At 54.7% G+C, this 22257-nt stretch carries 21 protein-coding genes and 1 tRNA gene; 8 read left to right on the top strand and 14 right to left on the bottom strand.

Annotation, left to right across the window (positions count from 1 at the left end; genetic code table 11):
- Window positions 1-2: 2 nt before the first annotated feature.
- Complete coding sequence (locus tag RHM61_RS08155; protein ID WP_322250626.1) at window positions 3-599, top strand: UbiX family flavin prenyltransferase; 597 nt, start codon at window positions 3-5, stop codon at window positions 597-599.
- Here the strand turns inward: RHM61_RS08155 and RHM61_RS08150 are convergent.
- From RHM61_RS08150 to RHM61_RS08135, 4 genes are all read right to left on the bottom strand, one after another.
- The gene (locus RHM61_RS08150) at window positions 591-3047 is read right to left on the bottom strand and encodes an EAL domain-containing protein (RefSeq protein ID WP_322250625.1); all 2457 of its coding nucleotides are present in this window, start codon (window positions 3045-3047) and stop codon (window positions 591-593) included. The two genes, RHM61_RS08155 and RHM61_RS08150, sit on opposite strands and share 9 nt — an antisense overlap.
- Window positions 3037-4851 (bottom strand): PAS domain-containing protein, encoded by a 1815-nt coding sequence (locus RHM61_RS08145; protein ID WP_322250624.1) that lies wholly within the window; start codon window positions 4849-4851, stop codon window positions 3037-3039. The genes RHM61_RS08150 and RHM61_RS08145 overlap by 11 nt, the downstream gene beginning before the upstream one ends.
- A 129-nt stretch (window positions 4852-4980) precedes the next feature.
- Entirely contained in the window at window positions 4981-7173 is a 2193-nt protein-coding gene (locus RHM61_RS08140; protein ID WP_322250623.1) for a S9 family peptidase, read from the bottom strand.
- An 80-nt stretch (window positions 7174-7253) separates the two neighbouring features.
- On the bottom strand, window positions 7254-8159 hold the full coding sequence (locus RHM61_RS08135) for an AraC family transcriptional regulator (protein ID WP_322250622.1): 906 nt from the start codon (window positions 8157-8159) through the stop codon (window positions 7254-7256).
- A 244-nt stretch (window positions 8160-8403) separates the two neighbouring features.
- On the opposite strand from RHM61_RS08135, the gene RHM61_RS08130 reads away from it, so the two are divergent.
- Genes RHM61_RS08130 through RHM61_RS08120 form a run of 3 tightly spaced genes read left to right on the top strand, consistent with a single transcriptional unit; the run spans window position 8404 to window position 12160 of the window.
- The gene (locus RHM61_RS08130) at window positions 8404-8877 is read left to right on the top strand and encodes a (2Fe-2S)-binding protein (protein WP_322250621.1); all 474 of its coding nucleotides are present in this window, start codon (window positions 8404-8406) and stop codon (window positions 8875-8877) included.
- A 10-nt stretch (window positions 8878-8887) separates the two neighbouring features.
- On the top strand, window positions 8888-11119 hold the full coding sequence (locus RHM61_RS08125) for a xanthine dehydrogenase family protein molybdopterin-binding subunit (RefSeq protein ID WP_322250620.1): 2232 nt from the start codon (window positions 8888-8890) through the stop codon (window positions 11117-11119).
- Between the two features lie 9 nt (window positions 11120-11128).
- The gene (locus tag RHM61_RS08120) at window positions 11129-12160 is read left to right on the top strand and encodes an XdhC family protein (protein ID WP_322250619.1); all 1032 of its coding nucleotides are present in this window, start codon (window positions 11129-11131) and stop codon (window positions 12158-12160) included.
- Between the two features lie 257 nt (window positions 12161-12417).
- Here the strand turns inward: RHM61_RS08120 and RHM61_RS08115 are convergent, their stop codons facing one another.
- On the bottom strand, window positions 12418-12645 hold the full coding sequence (locus RHM61_RS08115) for a hypothetical protein (protein WP_322250618.1): 228 nt from the start codon (window positions 12643-12645) through the stop codon (window positions 12418-12420).
- A 72-nt stretch (window positions 12646-12717) separates the two neighbouring features.
- On the opposite strand from RHM61_RS08115, the gene RHM61_RS08110 reads away from it, so the two are divergent.
- Window positions 12718-13059 carry a hypothetical protein gene (locus tag RHM61_RS08110; protein WP_322250617.1) on the top strand — a complete coding sequence of 114 codons (342 nt, stop codon included), beginning with the start codon at window positions 12718-12720 and terminating at the stop codon, window positions 13057-13059.
- A 175-nt stretch (window positions 13060-13234) separates the two neighbouring features.
- Here the strand turns inward: RHM61_RS08110 and RHM61_RS08105 are convergent.
- From RHM61_RS08105 to petA, 6 genes are all read right to left on the bottom strand, one after another.
- A tRNA-Thr gene (locus tag RHM61_RS08105) sits at window positions 13235-13310 on the bottom strand.
- Window positions 13311-13369: 59 nt separating this feature from the next.
- Complete coding sequence (locus tag RHM61_RS08100) at window positions 13370-13846, bottom strand: ClpXP protease specificity-enhancing factor (protein WP_322250616.1); 477 nt, start codon at window positions 13844-13846, stop codon at window positions 13370-13372.
- Between the two features lie 118 nt (window positions 13847-13964).
- Complete coding sequence (locus RHM61_RS08095) at window positions 13965-14576, bottom strand: glutathione S-transferase N-terminal domain-containing protein (RefSeq protein WP_186913049.1); 612 nt, start codon at window positions 14574-14576, stop codon at window positions 13965-13967.
- 161 nt (window positions 14577-14737) lie between these two features.
- Complete coding sequence (locus tag RHM61_RS08090) at window positions 14738-15502, bottom strand: cytochrome c1 (protein WP_322250615.1); 765 nt, start codon at window positions 15500-15502, stop codon at window positions 14738-14740.
- A 25-nt stretch (window positions 15503-15527) separates the two neighbouring features.
- Window positions 15528-16940: a cytochrome b gene (locus tag RHM61_RS08085; RefSeq protein WP_322251069.1), complete on the bottom strand. Its 1413-nt coding sequence runs from the start codon at window positions 16938-16940 to the stop codon at window positions 15528-15530.
- Window positions 16940-17554: a ubiquinol-cytochrome c reductase iron-sulfur subunit gene (gene petA, locus RHM61_RS08080; RefSeq protein WP_322250614.1), complete on the bottom strand. Its 615-nt coding sequence runs from the start codon at window positions 17552-17554 to the stop codon at window positions 16940-16942. Before petA ends, RHM61_RS08085 begins: the two co-directional genes overlap by 1 nt.
- A gap of 303 nt (window positions 17555-17857) precedes the next feature.
- Between petA and mscL the strand changes: the two genes are divergently transcribed.
- Complete coding sequence (gene mscL / locus RHM61_RS08075; RefSeq protein WP_322250613.1) at window positions 17858-18277, top strand: large conductance mechanosensitive channel protein MscL; 420 nt, start codon at window positions 17858-17860, stop codon at window positions 18275-18277.
- 7 nt (window positions 18278-18284) lie between these two features.
- Here mscL and RHM61_RS08070 read toward each other — a convergent pair whose 3' ends face one another.
- Window positions 18285-19043 carry a Nif3-like dinuclear metal center hexameric protein gene (locus RHM61_RS08070; protein ID WP_322251068.1) on the bottom strand — a complete coding sequence of 253 codons (759 nt, stop codon included), beginning with the start codon at window positions 19041-19043 and terminating at the stop codon, window positions 18285-18287.
- 25 nt (window positions 19044-19068) lie between these two features.
- Between RHM61_RS08070 and RHM61_RS08065 the strand changes: the two genes are divergently transcribed.
- On the top strand, window positions 19069-20235 hold the full coding sequence (locus RHM61_RS08065) for a S1C family serine protease (protein ID WP_322250612.1): 1167 nt from the start codon (window positions 19069-19071) through the stop codon (window positions 20233-20235).
- 6 nt (window positions 20236-20241) lie between these two features.
- Window positions 20242-20910: a DUF2461 domain-containing protein gene (locus RHM61_RS08060; RefSeq protein WP_322250611.1), complete on the top strand. Its 669-nt coding sequence runs from the start codon at window positions 20242-20244 to the stop codon at window positions 20908-20910.
- Between the two features lie 26 nt (window positions 20911-20936).
- Here the strand turns inward: RHM61_RS08060 and tatC are convergent, their stop codons facing one another.
- On the bottom strand, window positions 20937-21713 hold the full coding sequence (gene tatC / locus RHM61_RS08055; protein ID WP_322250610.1) for a twin-arginine translocase subunit TatC: 777 nt from the start codon (window positions 21711-21713) through the stop codon (window positions 20937-20939).
- A gap of 24 nt (window positions 21714-21737) precedes the next feature.
- Window positions 21738-22229 carry a Sec-independent protein translocase protein TatB gene (gene tatB, locus RHM61_RS08050; protein WP_322250609.1) on the bottom strand — a complete coding sequence of 164 codons (492 nt, stop codon included), beginning with the start codon at window positions 22227-22229 and terminating at the stop codon, window positions 21738-21740.
- Window positions 22230-22257: the final 28 nt, after the last annotated feature.

Raw genomic sequence — 22257 nt, 5'->3', positions numbered from 1 at the left:
CAATGAGCACCGCCCCACTGCGTCTGATCGTCGCCATCACTGGTGCCACTGGCGCTGTCTATGGGGTCAGGCTGCTCGAAGTGCTGCGCGACTTGCCCGGGGTAGAAAGCCACTTGCTGATTTCAGAAGCGGCGCTGCTGACGGTGCATCAGGAACTGGACCTCAAACGCAAAGATGTCGAAGCGCTCGCCGATGTGGTACACCATGTGCGCGATATCGGTGCCAGCATCGCCAGCGGCTCGTTTCTGTCGGATGGCATGGTGATTGCACCGTGTTCGATGAAAACCTTAGCCGCCATCGCCCATGGTTTATCCGATAATCTGATCACGCGTGCCGCCGATGTGGTGCTCAAAGAGCGCCGCCGTCTGGTGTTGATGGTGCGCGAAACGCCGTTCAACTTGGCCCATCTGCGCAATATGACTGCCGTCACCGAAATGGGTGGCATCATTTTCCCGCCGCTGCCGGGCTTCTATCACCGGCCGCAATCGATCGCTGAAATGGTCGACCATACCGTCGGCCGGGTACTCGATATGTTCGCCATTACGCACGAACTGACGCCACGTTGGCACGGTCTGAAAGCCGACAGTCAATCAAACTGACTGACTGAGACAAGCGAGCGCATCGAAGCTACCGGCACGTCCGGCACCACTGAACCAGTCGGGCGTATAGGCGCTCGCCGGCAGGGGATGACCGAATAAATAGCCCTGCATCGCCGGGCATCCCATCTCACGTAGAACAGCGGCCTGCTCGCGGATTTCTATACCTTCAGCCGTCACCAACAAATCAAGACTCTTGGCCATGCCCATGATGGTCCCGACCAAACCGACATCACGGGAAGAACCGGGCAAAGCTGACACGAACGAGCGATCGATCTTGATGCGCGAAATTGCCAAGTGACGCAGCAAAGCAATCGAGGAATAGCCGGTGCCGAAATCATCAATCGCCACGCTCACGCCGAGCTTGCGCATGGCATCGACGATTTTGCGACTACGATGAAAATCCTGTAAGGTCGATTCAGTAATCTCGATTTCCAGACACGCCGCCGGCACACTATGACGCAGCAAGGCAGCCTCTATCAAGGCCTGCAAACCCTCGTTCTGAAACTGCCGCGGTGAGACATTGACGGCCATAAACAAGGGCTGTACCAGATGCGTATTCCAGCGCTGCAATTGTGCCAAGGCTTGGTCCAACACCCAAGCACCGATCGCTTCGATCAAACCGCTTTCTTCGGCAATCTGTATGAACTGATCTGGACCAATCAAACCGGCTACCGGATGATGCCAGCGCAATAAAGCTTCAAAACCGATCAGACGCGCAGTCGATGTCTCGATCACCGGTTGATAATACAATTCGAATTCCTCATATTCCAAGGCACGATGCAGACTTTGCTCGATATTAAGCCGGGTACGGACATTCTCAGTGAGGTCATTGGAGTAATAGCAAATGCGCCCTTTGCCACGCCGCTTGGCTTCATACATCGCGCTGTCGGCGGCGCTGAGCAATTCACCCAAGGTGTTCCCATCACCGGGAAATTTCGCCACGCCGATGCTGGCACCGATTTTGAACTGTAATTCTTCAATCTGTTGCGGCTCAAGCAGTGTTTTCAATATTTTTTCGGCAACCATATCGGCCTCCGCTGCCTGTCCCAAATCGGTGATCAATACCACGAACTCATCGCCACCGAGGCGTATCGCTTCATCATTGCGGCGAATCTGGCCGACGATACGTTTGGCCGCTTCCTGGATCAGACGATCGCCGACATGGTGGCCCATGGTGTCATTGATCGCCTTGAAACCATCAAGGTCGATGAACAATACCGCCAGCCAACTACCACTCTGACGCGCACGCTCGAGTTCCAATGCCAGCCGTTGATCGAGTAAATAGCGATTACCCAGACCGGTCAACGGATCATGATAAGCCAAGTGCACAAGCTGGCGCTCGGCTTCACGGATGGAACTGATATCGGAAATCGAATGAACGAACTGGGCATCATGACCGCTCTCGTTGCGGACCACACAAATATGCTGCAGCGTTGGCAAAATCCGCCCATCGCGGCACAGGCACGGCGCCTCGCCAGACCAATATCCGCTTTCGCCGCCAGCGATATCGGCATAGGCCGGGTCGCTGTCGCGCCGCACAATGAGAAAATCCGTCGGCGACCGACCTTCAATATCGGCCGCCGCATAGCCGGTCATCTTGAAAAATGCCGGATTGGCCGTGATGATGCGAGCCTGTACATCGAGTATCATCATCCCCTCGACCGCGGTATCGAACACCACACTGGCGCGTCGTAAACTTTCCTCCATGGTTTTACGCGCAGTGATGTCACGGATCGCACCGATGACCAAGCGCGGTGCTGCTGGTTCGAGCAGCAATTTGCCATATATTTCCAGCCAAGCGTACTGGCCGCTGCTGCGGCGGGCGCGAAATTCTGTGCTGAACAAGCCCGAATCAGAAAAATGCGCTTCAACGATAGACCTGTCATCAGGGTGAATACATGCCAACATCGCTTGCAAATCGGTTTGAAACGGCCGTAGCGCCATTCCCCAAATTCGATGAAAACGCTCATCGCCGCTGAATTCATTGAGCCGACTTTCCCATTCCCAGCAGCCAAGTTCAGCTGCATCCAGCGCCAGGGCCAGCCGCTGCTGCGATTTCGCCAACAAAGCTTCGGTATCGTGGCGCACCCGCGCGACCTGAATAACGGCTGACAATTCCTTGCTCTCGAACGGTTTGAGCACATAGCCGAACGGCTTACAGAGGGTGGCGCGATCAACGGTTTTATCGTCGGCGTAGGCCGTCAAAAAAATCACCGGCAATTTCCAGCGGCGATAAATTTCATTGCATGCATCAATGCCGTCCAAGTGCCCGGCAATATGTATATCCATGAGCACCAAACTCGGCATCAACGCGCTGACCGCAGCGATGGCTTCATCAAAATTCGTGCTGATATCAACGACTTCATGACCCAGCTCAAGCAAGCTCTGCTGCAAATCAAGTGCGACTACCGGTTCATCTTCGACAATCAGAATTTTTTCAATTTGCATCATGCCTCTCCGCTTGATTCATATTGAGCACAACGCTGATGCATGCGCCGTGCGCGCTGCTTTCGGTAATTAATTCGCCTTGCAACTGATGCACGAACATAGGAATCAGCTGACTGCCGAGACCGGAGTGTGCGCCCCATTGGAAACCGTCTGGCAGACCGCGACCGTTATCGGCCACGGCAATGCGCAACTGCTGCCCGGTATGGGTCAGTGTAATCGAGACCACGCCGTCTTGGCCGACATCAAAGGCATGTTTGATCGCATTGAGAACCAATTCATTGACCACCAAACCGCACGGTATCATGCGTTGCACATCGAGTGCCAAAGGGCTGGGATGTGCATGCAAACGCAGCTTGACCGAGTGCTTGTCAGCGCTGTACAAAGTCGCCGACAAATTGAGTAGTTTTTTCAGGAATTCATACAGGTTAATTTCCGACATATTATGTGATTCATACAATAACTGATGAATCAGCGCCATGGCTTTGATGCGTCCCTGACTTTCTGCCAGGACGCGAGCGACCTCGGGCGCAACCTTACGTGCCTGCAGATTCAGCAGACTCGAAACGATTTGCAAATTATTTTTCACTCGGTGATGCACTTCATGCAGCAAGGCGGTTTTTTCCGACAATGCTTGCTCGAGCATGTCGCGCTGGGCTTTTTGCTGTGAAATATCGCGTGCCAGCTTACACGCACCAATGACGCTGCCGGCTCGGTCACGCAATGGCGAAATCGTCACAGCCACATGCACAATTCGGCCTGATTGATGGATACGTTCGGTTTCGAATGCGGCGATTTTTTCGCCGCGTGCAATTTTATCAAGCAGCTCTTTTTCTTCATGCAACCGTGCTGGCGGAAAAAACTGCGTCATCGGCTGCCCTATCGCTTCTTGCGCCGTATAACCGAGCAAATTCTCCGCCGCCGGATTCCAACTCGTGACGATACCATCGAGAGATTTGGTGATAATGGCATCGTCGGACGACTCGATCACCGAGCGTAACTGCTCTTCCGAGCGGTGCAAAGCCGCTTCCGCAGCATGGCGTTGGCTGATGTCTATGCCGGATGGAATCAGGTGAGTGATGCGCCCTTGCCCATCACGCAAAGGCGAAAGCATGAAATCGATCCACGCCAGCGCTTCACCACGCAGTCGAATCTGCACATCGCAACGGACCGACTGCCCTTGCGTGCAGCGCGTGATCGCCGCTTGCAAATTGGCTTGCGAAGCGGGCGAAAACGACCACCAATGACAATCCCAGAATTTTTTCCCGATCACATCGCTCAAAGCAATGCCGGCGGCCTCAAGCGGTGCGCGATTCGCATTGACCAAGGTGCCGTCGAGTTCGAGCACGCCGACGAAAGCGAACAGATTATCTAACACACTGAGCAAGCGCTGCTGACTCTCTTGCTGTATCTGCTCTTGAAAATCGTCGACAGTCGCGTCTTGAATCAAGCCAAGCACGCCTTTGCGCTTGCCATCCGCACTGTTCCAAGGATAATACGAGGCCAGACGGTGCGCAGCGACATCATGCTCATCGGCCGCTGCGGCGCGAATAGTCTGGCGCAGCAGCGGCGTATCGGTAGCGAGCACAAACCGTAACTTGGCCTCAATCTGATCGGCGATCAGCGGCAAATAGTCCCGCACATGGTGACCGATTTGCTGATCTTTCGGGCAATGATTCAACTCGGCATGGCGGTCGTTGATATAGCGCAGATGCAGGTCTGGGCCAATCACGGCTATACCGATGGGCAATACATCCATCAGCATGGAAAACAGTTGCTCAATCTCGTTCGACTGCAGGTCATGCATACGTTACCTCACGGAAAACATTACATTCTGTGCAATATATCTGGAATCAAAGCAATTACAAACAACTTTCTGCATACACAACAAATGTGACTTTAAATCAACTATTGAATGTAACGCGATTTTCCTTGTTTACAAATTATTTTTCAAAAACTCCCACTTTGCTTTTTGCAAAGACCAGATCACCGCGTCGCCGCGCGGCCCATGTTCCTGCCCCGGGTAGAGCTGCAAGCTGTAGTCTTGGCCCTGTTTGATCAAGGCGTCGATGAACATGATGCTGTTTTGCGGATGGACATTGTCGTCCATGGTGCCGTGCATGATCAGAATTTTGCCGTGTAATTGCGCGGCCGCTTGCAATACGCTGCTGCGCTCATAGCCGGCTTGATTTTCACTGGGCAAACCCATGTAACGCTCGGTATAGACACTGTCGTACAAACGCCAATCGGTGACCGGTGCACCGACCATGCCGATTTTCCAGGCCTTGCTGTGGGTCATGGCATACGCGGTAAAATAGCCGCCATAGCTCCAACCATTCAAGGCAATTCTATCCATATCGGCCCAGCCTTGCTGCGCCAACCAAGCCAAACCATCGAGCTGATCCTGCAACTCCAGCTCACCCAAGCGCTGGTAAATGGGCCAGGCGCTGACTGGGCCCTGATTGCTGGCGCTACGGTTATCGAGTATCCACACCACATAGCCTTGTTCGGCCAGGAAATGATAGTACAGGTCATTACTCCAGCGATCGACCACCATCGGCGTCATCGGCCCGGCATACAAATGCTGATACACCGGATATTTTTTATGCGCATCAAAGTCGGGCGGCAGATACAACAAACTCTCCAGCAAAGTCCCGTCGCGTGCAGGGATGCGCTGATGCAATACGCCAGCCCGCCGCACCGCCTGTAGCGCTGCCGGCACCCCGGCAGCGTCGACCAGTTTGATCTGCACCCCATCGGCACGCACCAGCGCCTGCGCCGGCGGCTGCGTCAAGCTGCTCCAGCTGTCGATGAATTGGGTGTAATCATGATTCCAGCGCGCCAGGTGCGTGCCTTTGGCCTCGCTCAAGCGTTGCAAGGGCCCACCTTCAAGCGCGAGCGCATACACATCGCGGCCGATAAGATTACGTTCATTGGCCGTCAACAAGATACGGCCGCGCACCTGATCGATGCCCTCGACGCTGCGGACATCCCAGTTGCCACTGGTGAGTGCGGCGCGCAAGCGAAAATTCTTATCGTAGCGGTACAGATGCATGTGGCCGCTGCGCTCGGATTCCCAAATAAAGCCGCCATCCTGCAGAAAATGTGGCAAAGGCAAACGTCCGGTCCAAGCCGGACTGGTTTCGCGCACCATCACCTCACTATCGCCCAGACTTGGCTGGTATAAGCGCAGATCCAACCAGGTTTGTGCACGGTCTTGCCAAGACGCCAGCAAACGCCCATCCGGGGTCCAGCCGACCTGCACGATCAGGGTTTCGGCGCTGCCATATGGATTCGCGCTCCAACTGACTTGTCCGGTCAAATCAACCACACCCAGTCGCACCACTGGATTCGGATCACCGGCTTGCGGATACCGTGTCGCTACACTCGTACTCGGGTTGCGATGATCAGCGCTGAGGGTATAGAGCGGCACGCGGCTTTCATCAAAATTTAAAAATGCCAAGCGCTGCGAATCCGGCGACCACCAGAAGGCCCGCATCGTACCGCGCCCGTAAATTTCTTCCATATACACCCAATCGTGCCGACCATTGAGATTACTCGCGCTGCCGCCGCTGGTCAGACGCGTTTCTTTGGCGCTGGCGACATCGCTCAGATACAAATCATTGCCCTTCAAATACGCCACCGCTTGCCCGTCGGGCGACAGTAAAGCCTCGTCCTTACTTTGTTCCGGGCTATACGTAAGGCGCCGCACCGCCGCTGCCGCAAGATCGACCAGCCATAAATCCTGCTTCGACACAAACAGGTAACGGTTCACGGCCGGGGTGATTTTCGGTGCCAGTTGTTCGGCAATCGTCAGCGCTTCGGCCGCATCGATACCGGCTGCGCGCAACCACTTACGCACCGGCGCGTCCGAATAAGCCGCCTGCTTTTCCCAATTGAGCGGGTTGATCAATAAGGAAGTCACGACGCCGTCTTTACTACGACTCTCGACCAAACGATTCTGCCCATCCCAATTCAAGCCAGTCAGCGGCGCGATCGTGAAATTTTCCTTTTTTTGCGGGTGATATAACATCTCCAGACTGAGTTGGCGCGGTTCAACGGCGCAACTCATACTACTCAACAGCATGCTCAAACTGAGCAAAAGCAGGTATGTTCCGGTTTTTTTCATAATGACTAGACCTGTAAGGAAATGGCGAATTTCATGAAGAGCGCTATTATCGCTGCGAACCGGGCATTTCTCAGGATTTGTTATTGAGCACGGGCGCGGCGGATATCGCGCAGTGGTGGCGCGCCAAACAAACGCGTGTATTCGCGACTGAACTGGGAAGCGCTTTCATAACCAACTTGGATAGCGGCACTGGCCGCGTCAATATCCTGATTAAGCATACGCTGACGGGCATCTTGCAAGCGCAATTGCTTAAGGTATTGCAGCGGACTCAAGCCCGCCACCGCGCGAAAATGTTGCCGAAACGTTGAAGGACTCATATGCGCCCGCGTGGCCAGCAACTGCATGGAAATATCTTCCGTATAGTGCTGCTTCAACCATGAAATGAGCTTGGCGATTTGCTGCCCAGGCGAGCCGGCATGAATCAGATGACGCAAGGTCTGGCCATGTCCGCCATGCAGCAATCGAACGATCATCTCTTGCTTGATCAAGGGGGCCAGCAAAGGCAGCAGTTGCGGTTCCTTGACCAAGCGCAGCAAACGAACCAGCGTATCGAGCACCCCTTCATCGAGGGTCAACACCGACATCGCCAGACTGATACGCTTGTTGTGCGCCGCAGGGAAAGTCATTTCGGCCGCACATTGCGCGATGCTGCGCGCATCCAAGGCCAGCCCGAGTGCAAAAAATGGCTGCGCCTCACTGGCGCTGGTGACCGACGACAACACAGGCAAATCGAGCGAAGTCACCAGCGACTGCCCGGCAGCATAGTCAAAAATCTCCCCACCCAAGCTTACCCGCTTACTGCCTTGAACAGTCAAACCCAATCCCAGACCGTAAATACAATGTATCGGTTCGCTCACCTTACTGCGCCGATATATCGTCAAACCCGGTACAGACGTCAGGTGATCGCCATCGGTAGCAGCGATCGCGCTGAGTAATTCAAGCAAGATGTGGCTGTTAGAGAGTTGCGTTTGAGGTAGCTTTTCCATATGATATTGTTGCCGCACGTATAAAGTTCATAGCCTAGCACCATCCCGACTCGGTTCTGCACTTCCGAGCAGAAATCGGCGAATCAGGCAAGAAATGCAGCAAATCAGGCAAACCACTTTAAGCCTTGCCGGGTGACAATAAGCGGTGTTTTTCGATACTGGCTGCCAGCCGTTGCGCCGCCCAGCCGAGTGCGGCGATCCGTGTCGCTCAGTCCCGTCTATCCCTCCCCTACTGGAGCATATTATGATCACTACCACTATCAACGGCCAAGCTGTCAGCGTCGATGTCCCGCCCGACACCCCGGTATTATGGATGCTGCGCGACTCGCTGCAACTGACCGGTACCAAGTTCGGCTGCGGCGCAGCCTTGTGCGGTGCCTGTACCGTCCACCTCGATGGTCAGGCGATTCGCTCCTGCGTCACGCCCGCCTCTGCTGTTGCTGGAAAGAATATCACCACCATCGAAGCAGCCACCGGCGGCAGCGATCGCGTCGGCAATGCCGTCCATGCGGCCTGGGTGAAACACGATGTCGCCCAGTGTGGTTACTGCCAAAGCGGACAAATCATGAGCGCCACCGCCTTCTTGAAATCACTTCCGCACGGCAAATTGCCGACCAACAAGCAAATCGACTCCGCCATGGCCGGCAACATCTGCCGCTGCGGTACCTACGCCCGCATCCGCGCCGCCATATCCGACGCCGCCACCGCCCTCATCTGAAGGAATGCCCATGTTACCGCATATCGATTACAGCGAACTGCCGCGCGCCCTGCAACATCTGCTGGCACGCGATCAGGCCGCCCCGCCCGCCCCGTCACGTCGCAACTTTCTTAAACTCGCCGCCGTCAGCGGTTTTGCACTCGGTGCCTTCCCCGGCTTAGCGCTGGCACAAAGCACAGACAAAAAACCCCTGGGCCCGACCCAACAACCGTCGGCCTTCGTCGAAATTGCCGCCAACGGCGCAGTGACCGTCACCATCAACCGGCTCGATTTCGGCCAAGGCGTACAAACCGCCCTGCCCATGATACTGGCCGAAGAACTCGATGCCGACTGGAGCAAAGTCCACAGCCGTCACGGCAGCAATGACGGGGCCTATGTCGACCCGAAGATGGGCATGCACATCACGGGCGGGTCCAATTCGATTAAAAACAGCTTCATGCAATACCGCGAGCTCGGTGCCCGCGCGCGCGCGATGTTGCTGGCCGCTGCCGCCAGCGAGTGGCACCTTGATGTTGCGCAATTGCGCACTGAAAATGGTGCCGTCATCGCCCCGGATGGCCGCCAACTGAGCTACGGCCAACTGGCCGCTGCCGCCATGCAGCAAACCGTGCCGGAAACCGTGGTACTCAAAGACATCAAAGACTTCCGTCTGATCGGTCGCCCCACCACCCGCCTCGACGCCGTCGCCAAAAGCAGCGGCAAGCAAGACTATGGCATCGACATGCATTTACCCGGCCAACTGACGGCCTTGGTGTTACGCCCACCGGTGTTCGGTTCCAAAATTGCCAGCCTCGACGACACGGCCGCGCGTGCCATCGCCGGCGTCAAAGCCGTGCTGCGCGTGCCGTTGGATCGGGGTGCCGAAGGCGTCGCCGTGATTGCCGATGGCTACTGGCCCGCCAAGCTGGGCCGCGATGCACTCAAACTGAGTTGGGATAGCTCGGCGGTGGAAAAAGTCGATAGTGTCGCGCAACTGGCACAGTACCGGGCACTGGCCAAACAACCGGGCAAGCGCCACTTCGATGCCGACATGGCACCGCTGCAAGGTGCGGCCCGCACCATCGAAGCCGAATTCCACTTCCCATATTTAGCGCACGCGCCTATGGAACCGCTCAATTGCACCGTCCGTATTGATAGCGCCGGGGCCGAACTTTGGCTCGGCAGCCAAATGCCGGGCATCGATGGAGTCACGGCAGCGCGCGTGCTCGATCTCAAGCCTGAGCAAGTCAAAGTCCATGTGCAAATGGCCGGCGGTGGCTTCGGTCGCCGCGCCATTCCCACCAGCGACTACGTCTTCGAAGCCTGCGGCGTCGCCAAGGCGGCGCGCAGCGCCGGTCTTGATGCGCCGATACGCACGCTGTGGAGTCGCGAAGATGATATCCGCGGCGGTTATTATCGCCCGGCGCAATTGCACCACGCCCGTATCGGCCTCGATGCCCACGGCAAGGTACTGGCATGGGAGCATGTCATCGTCGGACAATCGATTGCCGCCGACACCTTCCTCGAAGGCTTCATGATCAAAAACGGCATCGACAACACCGCCGTCGAAGGTATGCGTGAGCCCTACGATTTACCGATGCGCCTCACCGTGCACCATCCGAAACTCAATGTGCCGGTACTCTGGTGGCGTAGCGTCGGCTCGACCCACACTGCCTTCGTCATGGAAACGCTGATCGATGACATCGCCCGCAGCGCCAAACAAGATCCGGTCGCTTACCGCATGCAATTGTTCGGCGACAAACACTTGCGTCACCGTGCCGCCTTGCAACTGGCGGTCGATCATAGCGGCTACGGCAAGAAACGCTTGGCCAAAGGCCACGCTTGGGGCGTCGCGGTACATGAATCCTTCCAAACCGTAGTGGCCTACGTGGTCGAAGCCTCGATCCAAGGCGGCCGACCGGTATTGCATCGCGCGACTGCCGGCGTGCACTGTAACCTCGCGGTCAACCCGCGCACCATCGAAGCACAAGTACAAGGTGCCGCGCTGATGGGCTTGTCGATGTGCCTGCCCGGCGCGGCCATCACGTTCAAAGACGGCGTCGTCGAGCAAAGCAATTTCGGTGATTACGTCGTGCCGCGCATCACTGACATGCCGGACATCGCGGTACACGTCGTACCCAGTGCCGATGCGCCGACCGGCATGGGTGAGCCCGGCTTGCCACCGTTGGCACCGGCCTTTGCCAATGCCATCGCGACACTGACCGGTAAAGCCATGCGCGAACTGCCGTTCAAGTTCAGCTAAGCCAAGCCGATGGAAGATCTCGATACCACCGTGCTGCGCACCGCCCTAAGCTGGCAAGTCCAAGGCTTGGCGGTGCTGTTGGTGACCGTGGCGCGCACATGGGGTTCCTCGCCGCGCCCGCCCGGCTCGCTGATGGCGATCAATCAGCGCGGCGCAACCGTCGGCTCGGTGTCGGGCGGCTGTATCGAGGATGATCTGATCGAGCGCATGCAACAAGCAGGCATCGCGGCAATCTGCCAAAATGGCCTGCCGGCGGTGCTGCGCTATGGTGTTTCCAGCGAGCAGGCACAGCGCTTCGGCCTGCCGTGTGGCGGCACCATCGAATTGGTGCTCGAACCCCTCTCCGCACACAGCCAAATCGAGGCCTTGCTGCACGCTTGCCAACAACGCCTGAGCATAGAACGCACGCTCGATTTGCAGACGGGTCACACCCGCCTGCGTCACGGCGTGCGCGGTGGCGTGCCGCGCCTCGATGAGCAGCAACTGGTCAGCTATCTGGGGCCACAAATTCGTCTCATCGTCATTGGTGCCAGCGATTTGTCGCGCTTCCTGTGCCAATTTGCACTGGCCATGGGCTTCGAAGTGATCGTTTGCGATCCACGCGAAGAATACCGCGCCGCTTGGCAATTGGATGGCGTCGCCGTCAGCGCCGAAATGCCCGACGACTTGATACAAAGCCTGGTGCCGGACGCCCGTACTGCGATCATCGCCTTAAGCCACGATCCCAAGCTCGATGACTTAGCCTTGATCGATGCCCTGCAGTCTGAGGCATTTTATGTCGGTGCCATCGGTTCGCGCCGCAACAGCGCGCAAAGACACGAGCGCTTGCGCACCCACTTCGACTTATCGGAAACAGCCTTGCAAGCCTTGCATGGCCCGGCCGGCCTGTATATCGGCAGCCGCACCCCGGCCGAAATCGCGCTCTCCATCATGGCGCAAGTAGTGGCGATCAAAAATGGCGTGCCGCAGTTGCCGCCGACACAGGTGGCAGCAGGGAAAGTACAGCAAGCGCAGGAGATGGGGATAGGCGCGCCTCTCTGACACGTCTTGCCCGGCTCTGCCACTCCCGCACCGACCTTGTTCCGAACGGAATCGAGCTCAACCACAGTGACTCACCACGCAACTAATCGCCGGTACGACAGCGAGATATTTTTGCGCTGAAAAAAATACGCAAGTTTTCAAGCCCAAAGCAGAAGAAACCAATGCGTGTCAGACCAGACTCCAGGGGAAACGCAGATTTATTCAAAAAAAATAAACTGATCCCAAAGATTGCGGTCGAATTCCGTGCTCCAGTAAGTTTAATCAACAAAAATGCTTGGATAGAGGAAAATGACGACGACAAAATTTTGCGGCATGTGCGAACGAAAAGTGGCACCAGAAAGAGTAATAGGTGTCGGTACTATTCTTCTGGCTCTTTGCACCGCGGGTGCTACTTTACTGCTCATTCCTTTGTATAAAAAGCGCTGTCCTATTTGTAAGGGCAACGACTTCAGCACATCACCAACAAACACGATGAGCAAAGGCATTCGCGAGCCTTCTCCAGAAACACATATAAAATGCCCTGATTGCCAGGAGTACATTCTCAAAGAGGCAAGAGTTTGCAGACACTGTCGCTGTCGATTCTTGCCACAGGTTTAGCTGTGGCAAATCGGCTTAGGCAGGGCTTATTTGGGATGCCGATGCAAAATTCAGTACGTCGGCCATGGTCGCCGTCCTGCGAGCTTTTGGCAGAAATCCAGCAACGTTCGTGGTTAACTGAAAATACCAGAAATGATGGTGTTTTCAGTGTTAAAAACGATACTGGGTTCCCGCCGAAAGCATGCGGGAATGATGAGGTCATTGGCTTTCATGGTGAATCAGTGGAATTGGCCGTTGCCAATGAGGATGCAATGCAATCTCCTTGCGCATGTCCAGGTGGCTGCTCGCAGGCACCTGACTGAGGTGCGACTTGCTGATATTGTCCGCTTGGCACAGAACAAAGTGCGAATGCTTTAACCGAGCGCCTATTTTAGCGAATCGGGTTACACAGCGCTTACACAATACAATTATTGCGAATGATAAAACAAAAGGGTTACAGACCGAAATCTGTAACCCTTTGTTTTTACTACTTTATATTGGTGCCGGCTGCCGGAATCGAACTGGCTACCTGATGATTACAAGTCAACTGCTCTACCAAGTGAGCTAAGCCGGCGAAAATCTTTTCAAATGAAACTTAAAGAATTAAGTGCATCCGAAGACCGAGATTATAGGCTATTTAATTATTTTAAGCGAGGGCTTTTCCGACTTTTTTTGCTCTTTTTCAGGTGACTTCACCGTTCCTGCATTCTGCACCGAACTGATGGCTGCCAAACCGAGTGTCGGACGCGGCTTGTCTTCCGTCGCTGCGACGGCGACGGCACTGTCCTCAGATGGCTCGCTATCGAGTTCAAACGCCATGCCCTGCCCGTTCTCGCTGGCATACACGGCCAGCACATTGGCGACCGGTACATGGATGTCACGCGATACGCCGCCAAACCTGGCCTTGAACGTCACGGCTTGATTGTCCATCTTCAAGCCACTGGTGGCACCGAAGCTGATATTGAGGACAATTTCGCCATTGCGCGCAAATTCCATAGGAACTTGGGTCGCTCCGCTGATTTTCACCGCCATATAAGGGGTGTAACCGTTATCGGTGCACCATTCATAAATGGCACGCATGAAATACGGCTTGGTAGAAGTTTCTTGCATAGTCAGATACTCAGACAAAGGAATATTAAGAATAGGCCGCTATTCTAGAAACAACAAGGCTGACCTGAGTCAGCCTTGTTGCATTTAACGTAAGCCGATCAAATCCATGCGCCCGGAATTAACGGCGCATAACCTTTTCAGACGGAGTCAATGCTTCGATATAGGCCGGACGCGAGAAAATGCGTTCGGCGTATTTCATGATCGGCGCAGCAGTCTTCGACAATTCTATACCGTAATGATCGAGACGCCAGAGTAATGGAGCAACAGCGACATCAAGCATGGAGAATTCATCGCCGAGCATGTACTTGTTCTTGATGAACAAAGGAGCGAGCTGCGTCAAACGATCACGAATTTCAGCACGGGCCTTGTCTTGCACTTTCGCCGAACTGGTGTTCTTGTCGTTTTCCAGCGTATGCACGTGGACGAACAATTCTTTCTCAAAATTGAACAACATCAGACGCGCGCGCGCGCGCTGCAAAGGATCGGCCGGCATCAGTTGCGGGTGCGGGAAACGTTCATCGATGTATTCATTGATGATATTCGATTCATACAAAATCAATTCGCGCTCAACCAGAATAGGCACCTGACCGTAGGGATTCATGGTCGAGATATCTTCCGGCTTGTTGAACAAATCAACGTCGCGGATTTCAAAATCCATGCCTTTTTCAAACAAAACCAAGCGGCAACGCTGTGAAAATGGGCAGGTTGTGCCAGAGTAGAGAACCATCATTTTTATAGTTCCTTAAAAACGATCAGGGCGAGGGGCCACTTTCGCGCACCTCACCCCGGGGATTACACGTCCGTTGACGACGGAGAAAAACGGACGTTCTTAGAAAATTTCACCGTGTCGATCAGTACGACCGACCAGATGAAAACATTGCTGTTACTTAATTACTTCACTTCCTTCCAGTAGGAGGCATTCAGGCGCCAAGCGAATGTCGCCAGCAAAGCCATGAACAAGACCACGATCACGCCGAGACGTTTACGCGTAGCCTGGGCCGGTTCCCCCATCCACTGCAGATAGCCGACCAAATCGCCCACTGTATTATCATATTCTACCGCTGTCATGCTACCGGCCGACACTGTATCAAAACCAGCAAACTTATGCACGGATTTGCTTTCGTCATGCGGATCTTTTTCCTCGACGAACTTGGCGTTGCGAACCCCTTGCAATTGCCATAATACATGCGGCATGCCGACATTCGGGAATACCATATTATTCCAACCGGTCGGGCGCGACTCATCTTTGTAGTAACTACGCAGATAAGTATACAACCAATCGGCCCCGGAACCAGCCGCCGATGCGCGCGCGCGCGCGATCACCGATAAATCGGGTGGCACCGCACCGAACCACGCTTTGGCATCTTTCGCTGCCATCGTAGTTTTCATCAAATCGCCGACTTTTTCACCGGTAAACAATAAATTGTGTTTGATCTGGTCATCGGTCAGGCCAATGTCTTTGAGCCGATTGTAGCGCATCGCCGAAGCAGAATGGCAATTCAAACAGTAATTGACAAACAACTTGGCACCATTCTGTAAGGCTGCCATGTCGGCCGAACGATCGGGCGCGTGCTCGAGCGGGAAACCGGCTTCATTAGCCAGCACCAGTGCTGGTAACAAGGCGATGACAGCGATCAGTTTTTTAAGTAATTTCATGCTTATTCTTCCTCGCTTGGTTGGCTCAATGCGCCGTGAACGTAACACGTTTCGGCACCGGCTTAAATGTTCCCATCGCGCTCCACCATGGCATGAGCAAGAAAAAGCCGAAGTAGATAACGGCACAGACTTGCGAAATCCGTTCGCGCGTCGGCGACGGCGGCTCAACACCGAGGTAACCGAGGGTAACAAACACGATGGCAAATACCAGGTAGACCGGCTTGTGCCAATCAGGGCGGTAGCGTATCGATCTCACCGGAGACAGATCGAGCCAAGGCAGGAAGGCCAAGATCACCACCGAACCACCGAACAAGACCACACCCCAGAATTTAGCATCCAAACCGCCCGGTATCATGCCAACGATAACCAGTAAGCCAGCTACCGCGATGACGATTTTCAGCAGTTGCGGCAGCTTGGTGGTCAGGTAGATCAAGGCGACATACGCAGCGATCCCGGCTTGCAACACGAATAAAAATTCCGAAGTCGTGGCCCGCAAGATCGAGTAAAACGGCGTGAAATACCAAGTCGGCGCAATATGCAGCGGCGTTTTGAGTGAATCGGCCGGGATGAAGTTATTGTATTCGAGGAAATACCCGCCCATTTCCGGCGCAAAGAACACCGCCGCACTGAACAAGGTCAGGAATATCGTCACCCCGAAAATGTCGTGGAAAGTGTAATACGGATGCGAAGGTACGCCGTCGAGCGGATGTCCGTCCGGGCCCAAGGTATCTTTGATCTCGATGCCATCCGGATTATTCGAACCGACTTCATGCAACGCGATCAAATGCGCCATCACCAAACCGAGCAACACCAAAGGAATGGCGATGACATGGAAGGAAAAGAAGCGGTTCAAGGTGGCGTCCGAAACGACGTAATCACCGCGTATCCACAAGGACAAATCAGGGCCGATGAAAGGAATGGCACCGAACAAGTTGACGATTACCTGAGCGCCCCAGTATGACATCTGACCCCATGGCAGCAAATAACCGAAAAACGCTTCGGCCATCAAACACAGGAAGATCGCGAAACCGAACAGCCAAATCAATTCACGCGGCTTGCGATACGAGCCGTACATGAAGGCGCGCGCCATATGCAGGTACACGACGATGAAAAAGGCGGAAGCGCCGGTCGAGTGCATGTAGCGCACTAACCAACCCCAAGGCACATCGCGCATGATGTATTCGACCGAGGCAAAGGCCAGCGTCGCATCCGGTTTGTAATGCATGACCAGGAAAATACCGGTCACGATCTGAATCACCAACACCAGCATCGCCAGCGAACCGAAGATATACCAGAAGTTGAAATTTTTAGGTGCGTAGTACTGACCCCATTGGTCATTCCACAGCTTGGTCAGCGGGAAGCGCGAGTCGACCCAATTGAGCGCCTTGGCCACTACGGGGGCATCGGCCGGAAGTTTCTTTTCAACGAATGCCATGATTACGCCTCGCCTTTCTCATCTTTACCGATGACAATTTTGGTATCCGACATAAACATGTGACGCGGCACATCGAGATTTTGCGGTGCCGGCTTGTTTTTATAGACGCGGCCTGCCAGATCGAAGGTCGAACCATGGCAGGGGCACAAAAAGCCGCCTTGCCAATCATCCGGCAGCGAGGCCTGTGCGCCGGGTTGAAATTTAGCACTGGGCGAGCAACCGAGATGCGAACAAATACCTACCGTGATGAGCAATTCCGGATGTTCTTTGCGCGAACGGGTCTGCTTATCGCAGTATTCAGGCAAATCCATGGTGTACGGTTTTTTCGAAGTCGGATCAGCTACTTTGTCTTCGGTCTTGGCCAAGCTGGCCATCATTTCCGGCGTACGCTTAATTATCCATACCGGCTTACCGCGCCATTCCACCGTCGTCATCTCACCCGGATTGAGGGCTGCAATATCCACTTCTACCGGTGCCCCTGCTGCTTTGGCACGCTCAGATGGCTGAAAAGTGCTGACGAGCGCCCCTGCCGTTGCCAATCCTGCTACACCACCCGCTGCGCAAGTGGCGACGAGCAAACCGCGACGGCCGGAATCGACCTGCTTCTCAATACTCATACCAACCCCAATCTGTCAAAAATCAAAATTCGACCAAGCTTTACCCAATACTACTTCTAGCAACATTAAATTATAAAGTAGCCGGGTAGGCTTTTAAAGCAAAACCTACCCGATATAGCAACAATGGGTCTTTATTTTTGGAAATACGTCACTATTTGACGTAGTTCATAGAACTGTCTCTATTATTGTGCTTAATACCCACAAACCTGAGCCTAAATGACAAGATAATTGACAAATTGCCAGTCATTCTCAATTTACAATAGCGGCTCTTTTACGGCATACCCTTTTCGAAAGCGACTTACTATGAGCATGATGCAAGAATTCAAAACCTTTGCGACCAAAGGCAACGTGGTCGACCTCGCCGTCGGTGTCATCATCGGTGGGGCCTTTGGCAAGATCGTCGACTCGCTGGTCGGCGACATCGTCATGCCGGTGATCGGCCGTCTGTTTGGCGGGCTCGATTTTTCCAATTACTATTTGGCACTCAATGGTCAAGACCCGCATCTGACATTGCTGGAAGCGAAAAAAGCCGGCGGCGTGTTGGCATATGGTAATTTCATCACCATCAGTGTCAACTTCATCATTCTGGCCTTCGTGATTTTCCAAATGGTTCGCTTGGTCAACAAGTTGCGCAGCAACCAACCGGCACCGGTTCCGGCACCAGTAGTGATCGCCGAAGACATCGTCTTACTCCGCGAAATTCGCGACGCACTGAACAAATAAGCCGGTTTCAGACTGGATTGTCGATATCGACAAATTCATGCTCTATTCCAAAGCGCTCGGCCACCAGTTGACCGAGTGCTTCGATTCCATAGCGTTCGGTAGCATGATGTCCACAAGCTAAATACGCCACCCCGCTTTCGCGCGCCAAATGTACGGTTGGCTCCGAAATTTCACCGCTCAAATACACGCTGGCACCGGCAGTAATGGCGGCATCGAACAAATTCTGCGCCGCACCAGTACACCACGCCACCTGACTGACCAATTGAGCGGGATCACCGATCAGCAAGGGCGTACGGCCGAGCTGCCGGCCGACGTGCTCGGCCAATTGCCCCACTGTTAAGCGCGCCGGCAAAGCTGGCCCCGGCACGCCCAACCAACCCAAGTCATCTTCAGCGAAGCGTCGCTCTGGCAGCAAACCCAAGACTTGACCAAGACGCGCATTATTACCGAGGCTGGCATGCATATCGAGTGGTAAATGATAGGCGTACAGCGAGATGTCATTACTGAGCAAAAACTTCAAGCGCCGCTGCTTCTGCCCAATCACCCGCATATCTTCACCACGCCAAAAATAACCATGGTGTACCATGATTGCATCGGCTTGCAAGCGCAGCGCCGCTTCGAGCAAGGCCATGCTGGCGGTGACGCCACTGACAATGCGCCGAATTTCGCTGCGCCCTTCCACCTGCAAGCCATTTGGGCAATAATCACGTACACGCGTCACTTGTAATTCTGTGCTTAGAAATTTTGCAAGTGCTTCCCTATCGATAACATTTCTACTCATCATTCACCTTATGCGACGTCTTTGGTTCTTGTTTGCACAGACTGTAACAGTTGGTCTGGCGCTTTGGTTTATTGTACTCACCCTCAAACCCGAATGGCTAAGTAATCGTTACGGCAGCGCCCACGATGTGTCGCTCTCACACAGCGCCAGTTGGCGCGAAGCCCCGGCCAACAGCGTGGGGGCGCAAAGCTCGTACCGCTTGGCGGCACAAACGGCGATGCCGGCCGTGGTCAATATCTTCACGTCCAAAGAAGTCCAACGCAGCCGCAACCCTTTGCTCAACGACCCATTTCTACAACGTTTTTTCGGCGAACAAAAGAATCGCGCTACCGAGCGCCAATCCAGTCTCGGCTCCGGTGTCATCGTCAGTCCCCAAGGTTACATTCTGACCAATAACCATGTGATTGAATCGGCCGATGAAATCGATGTCGCCTTAGCCGACGGCCGCACCGCCGCGGCACGCGTCATCGGTACCGATCCGGAAACTGATCTGGCCGTGATTAAGATCGATTTGCCGAAATTACCAGCCGTCACGCTCGGCCATCCCGATGACATACAGGTCGGCGATGTCGTGCTGGCCATCGGCAACCCTTTCGGAGTCGGTCAAACCGTCACGATGGGAATTATTTCTGCCTTGGGTCGCAACAATCTGACCGAAAATGCATTTCAAAACTTTATACAAACCGATGCCGCGATTAACCCCGGCAATTCCGGTGGCGCTTTAGTCGATGTCAACGGCAATCTGCTCGGCATCAATACCGCGATTTATTCACAAAGCGGCGGCTCGGTCGGCATCGGCTTTGCGACTCCGGTGTCAACCGTCAAGCAAGTAATGGAATCGATCATTGCGCACGGTCAGGTGGTACGCGGCTGGATCGGGGTCGAGCCACAAGACATCACGCCGGAATTGGCGGAAAGCTTCGGCATTAAGCAACAGTCCGGTGCCATCATCGCCGGTGTGATACGCGGCGGGCCGGCCGACAAATCCGGCATAAAGCCAGGCGACATTCTGCTCAACATCGACGGCAAGCCGGTGACCAGCACCACCAACATGCTCAATTTGGTGGCCCAGCTGGTACCGGGCAAGAAGGCAAAATTCACGGTACTACGGAATCAGCAACAGGCGACGCTGGAAGTCTTGATCGACAAACGTCCGCCTACTCACCGCGAAGAATGACACCCCATGCATCTGATTGACTTACAAGCTTTTCTGTCTGAATTGGCCGACAATAACCAGCGTGCCTGGTTTGTCATGAACAAACCGCGCTACGATATTCTGCGTGCCGAATTTTTGGAAATGGTAGGCGAACTGATCCACGAGATTCAACAATTCGACCCGGTCATCATCGGTTGCGAACCGAAAAAAGCAATGTTTCGCATCAACCGCGATGTCCGCTTCGGCCACGACAAATCGCCTTACAAAACCACCTTCTCTTCGTCCATCCTGCCGTTCGGGCGTAAAAAACCGAGCGAGGGTGGTGGTCCAGCCTATTATTTCCAACTCGACGCCCATGGCCGCCTGTTCTTTGCCTGCGGCGAATACATGCCGCCGGCCGACCGCCTCAAGGCGATCCGCGAGCATATCCTCGCCGACCAGAGCGGCTTCGAAAAACTGTTGAAAGATAAAAAGCTGCGCCAAGTCTTCGGCGAGTTACAGCAAGAAGGCAAGCTCAAGCGCCCACCCAAAGGCTTTGCCGCCGATGCCAAGCATATCGAGTATCTGAAGCTGAAAAATTTCATGGTCTGGACCGAGTGCCCTTACCAAGGGCAGAGCAGCGCGGCCGTGCAGCAAACGCTGCTGCAAGCCTTCCACAGCGCCCTGCCATTAGTGAAGTGGCTGCGCGCGGCCTGACAGACCGCCGGCACTGAGGCACTGCCTCAGTCGTCGCCGATGGTCGGTGCGCGCGTGGCTTTGGTAAACCACGGTGCCAGTAACAAGCCCAACTCATAGAGCAGGCACATCGGCAGTGCCAACGAAAACTGGCTGACCAAATCAGGCGGCGTGACGATGGCGGCAATCACAAAGGCACCGACGATCACATATGAACGTATCGCCTTGAGCTTTTCGACCGAGACAAAACCCATCCGTACCAGTACCACCACCACCACCGGCACTTCGAAAGTCACGCCGAAAGCCAGGCACATCGACATGATGAAATCGAGATAGTTTTCTATATCAGGCGAAACATGGATCGAGGTCGGGGAAAACGCATTGATGAATTTGAACACGCGGCCAAACACGAAAAAATAGCAAAATGCCACACCGGTGAGAAACAGCGCTGAGGACGATATCACCAGCGGCGCAACCAAGCGTTTTTCATGCGTGTATAAGCCCGGTGCCACGAAGGCCCACACTTGGTACAGTACCCACGGCAGCGCCAGCATGAAAGCCAATAGCATGGTCACTTTCATCGGCACCATGAATGGCGAGATCACACCGGTGGCGATCATTTGTGCACCGGCCGGCAGCGAATCAACCATAGGCTGCGCCAGAAAATCATAGATACGGGCCGGCCCGGGCCAAGCCAGCAGCGCTACCGTTGCAATGACCAAGCCATAACTGGCTTTGACTAAACGATCGCGTAATTCAACCAAATGCGAGATGAAGCTTTCCTCACCGCTGGATTCCGCGCTGGATTCCGTCTTGTCGCTCATGCCGCTACCACCAAAAAAGGGAAATCAAAAGAAACTGGCCGGCCCGCGCGACTGCACGCGATGCCGCGCCATGCGCGCCGAACCTGAGACGATGTGACTGCGCTGACCATGGCGCTGCTTGTACCAAGCCGGCAGCGCACTGGTTTTCGCCAGCTTTTTGCGACGGAAATCTTTGGCCTTGTCAGCCATCTGCGCCTGCGCAAACGTGCTCGACACGGCTGGCCGCTCAGTGCTGGCCGCAGCCGGCTCTTGCAGCGCCGTCGCGGCATCGTGCCAAGTCGTTTGCACCGACTGTTCGACTTCCTGCGCCGCATCCTGCACATCTTTGTGCATCTTGCGCAGCTCATCGAGTTCGATTTCTTTGCTGACTTCGGCTTTGACATCATTGATGTAACGCTGTGCCCGGCCTAGTAAGGTACCGGCCATGCGCGCCACGCGCGGCAATTTTTCCGGGCCGATGACGATCAGCGCGACCACGCCGATCAAGGCCAGCTTGCTGATGCCGAGATCAATCATTGAGCGCCTGCGCCGATAATCTGAGCAC

It is taken from the genome of Undibacterium sp. CCC3.4, from assembly GCF_034347425.1.
Classification (GTDB): Bacteria; Pseudomonadota; Gammaproteobacteria; order Burkholderiales; family Burkholderiaceae_D; genus Undibacterium.
This window is presented reverse-complemented; position numbering and strand designations above follow the sequence as displayed.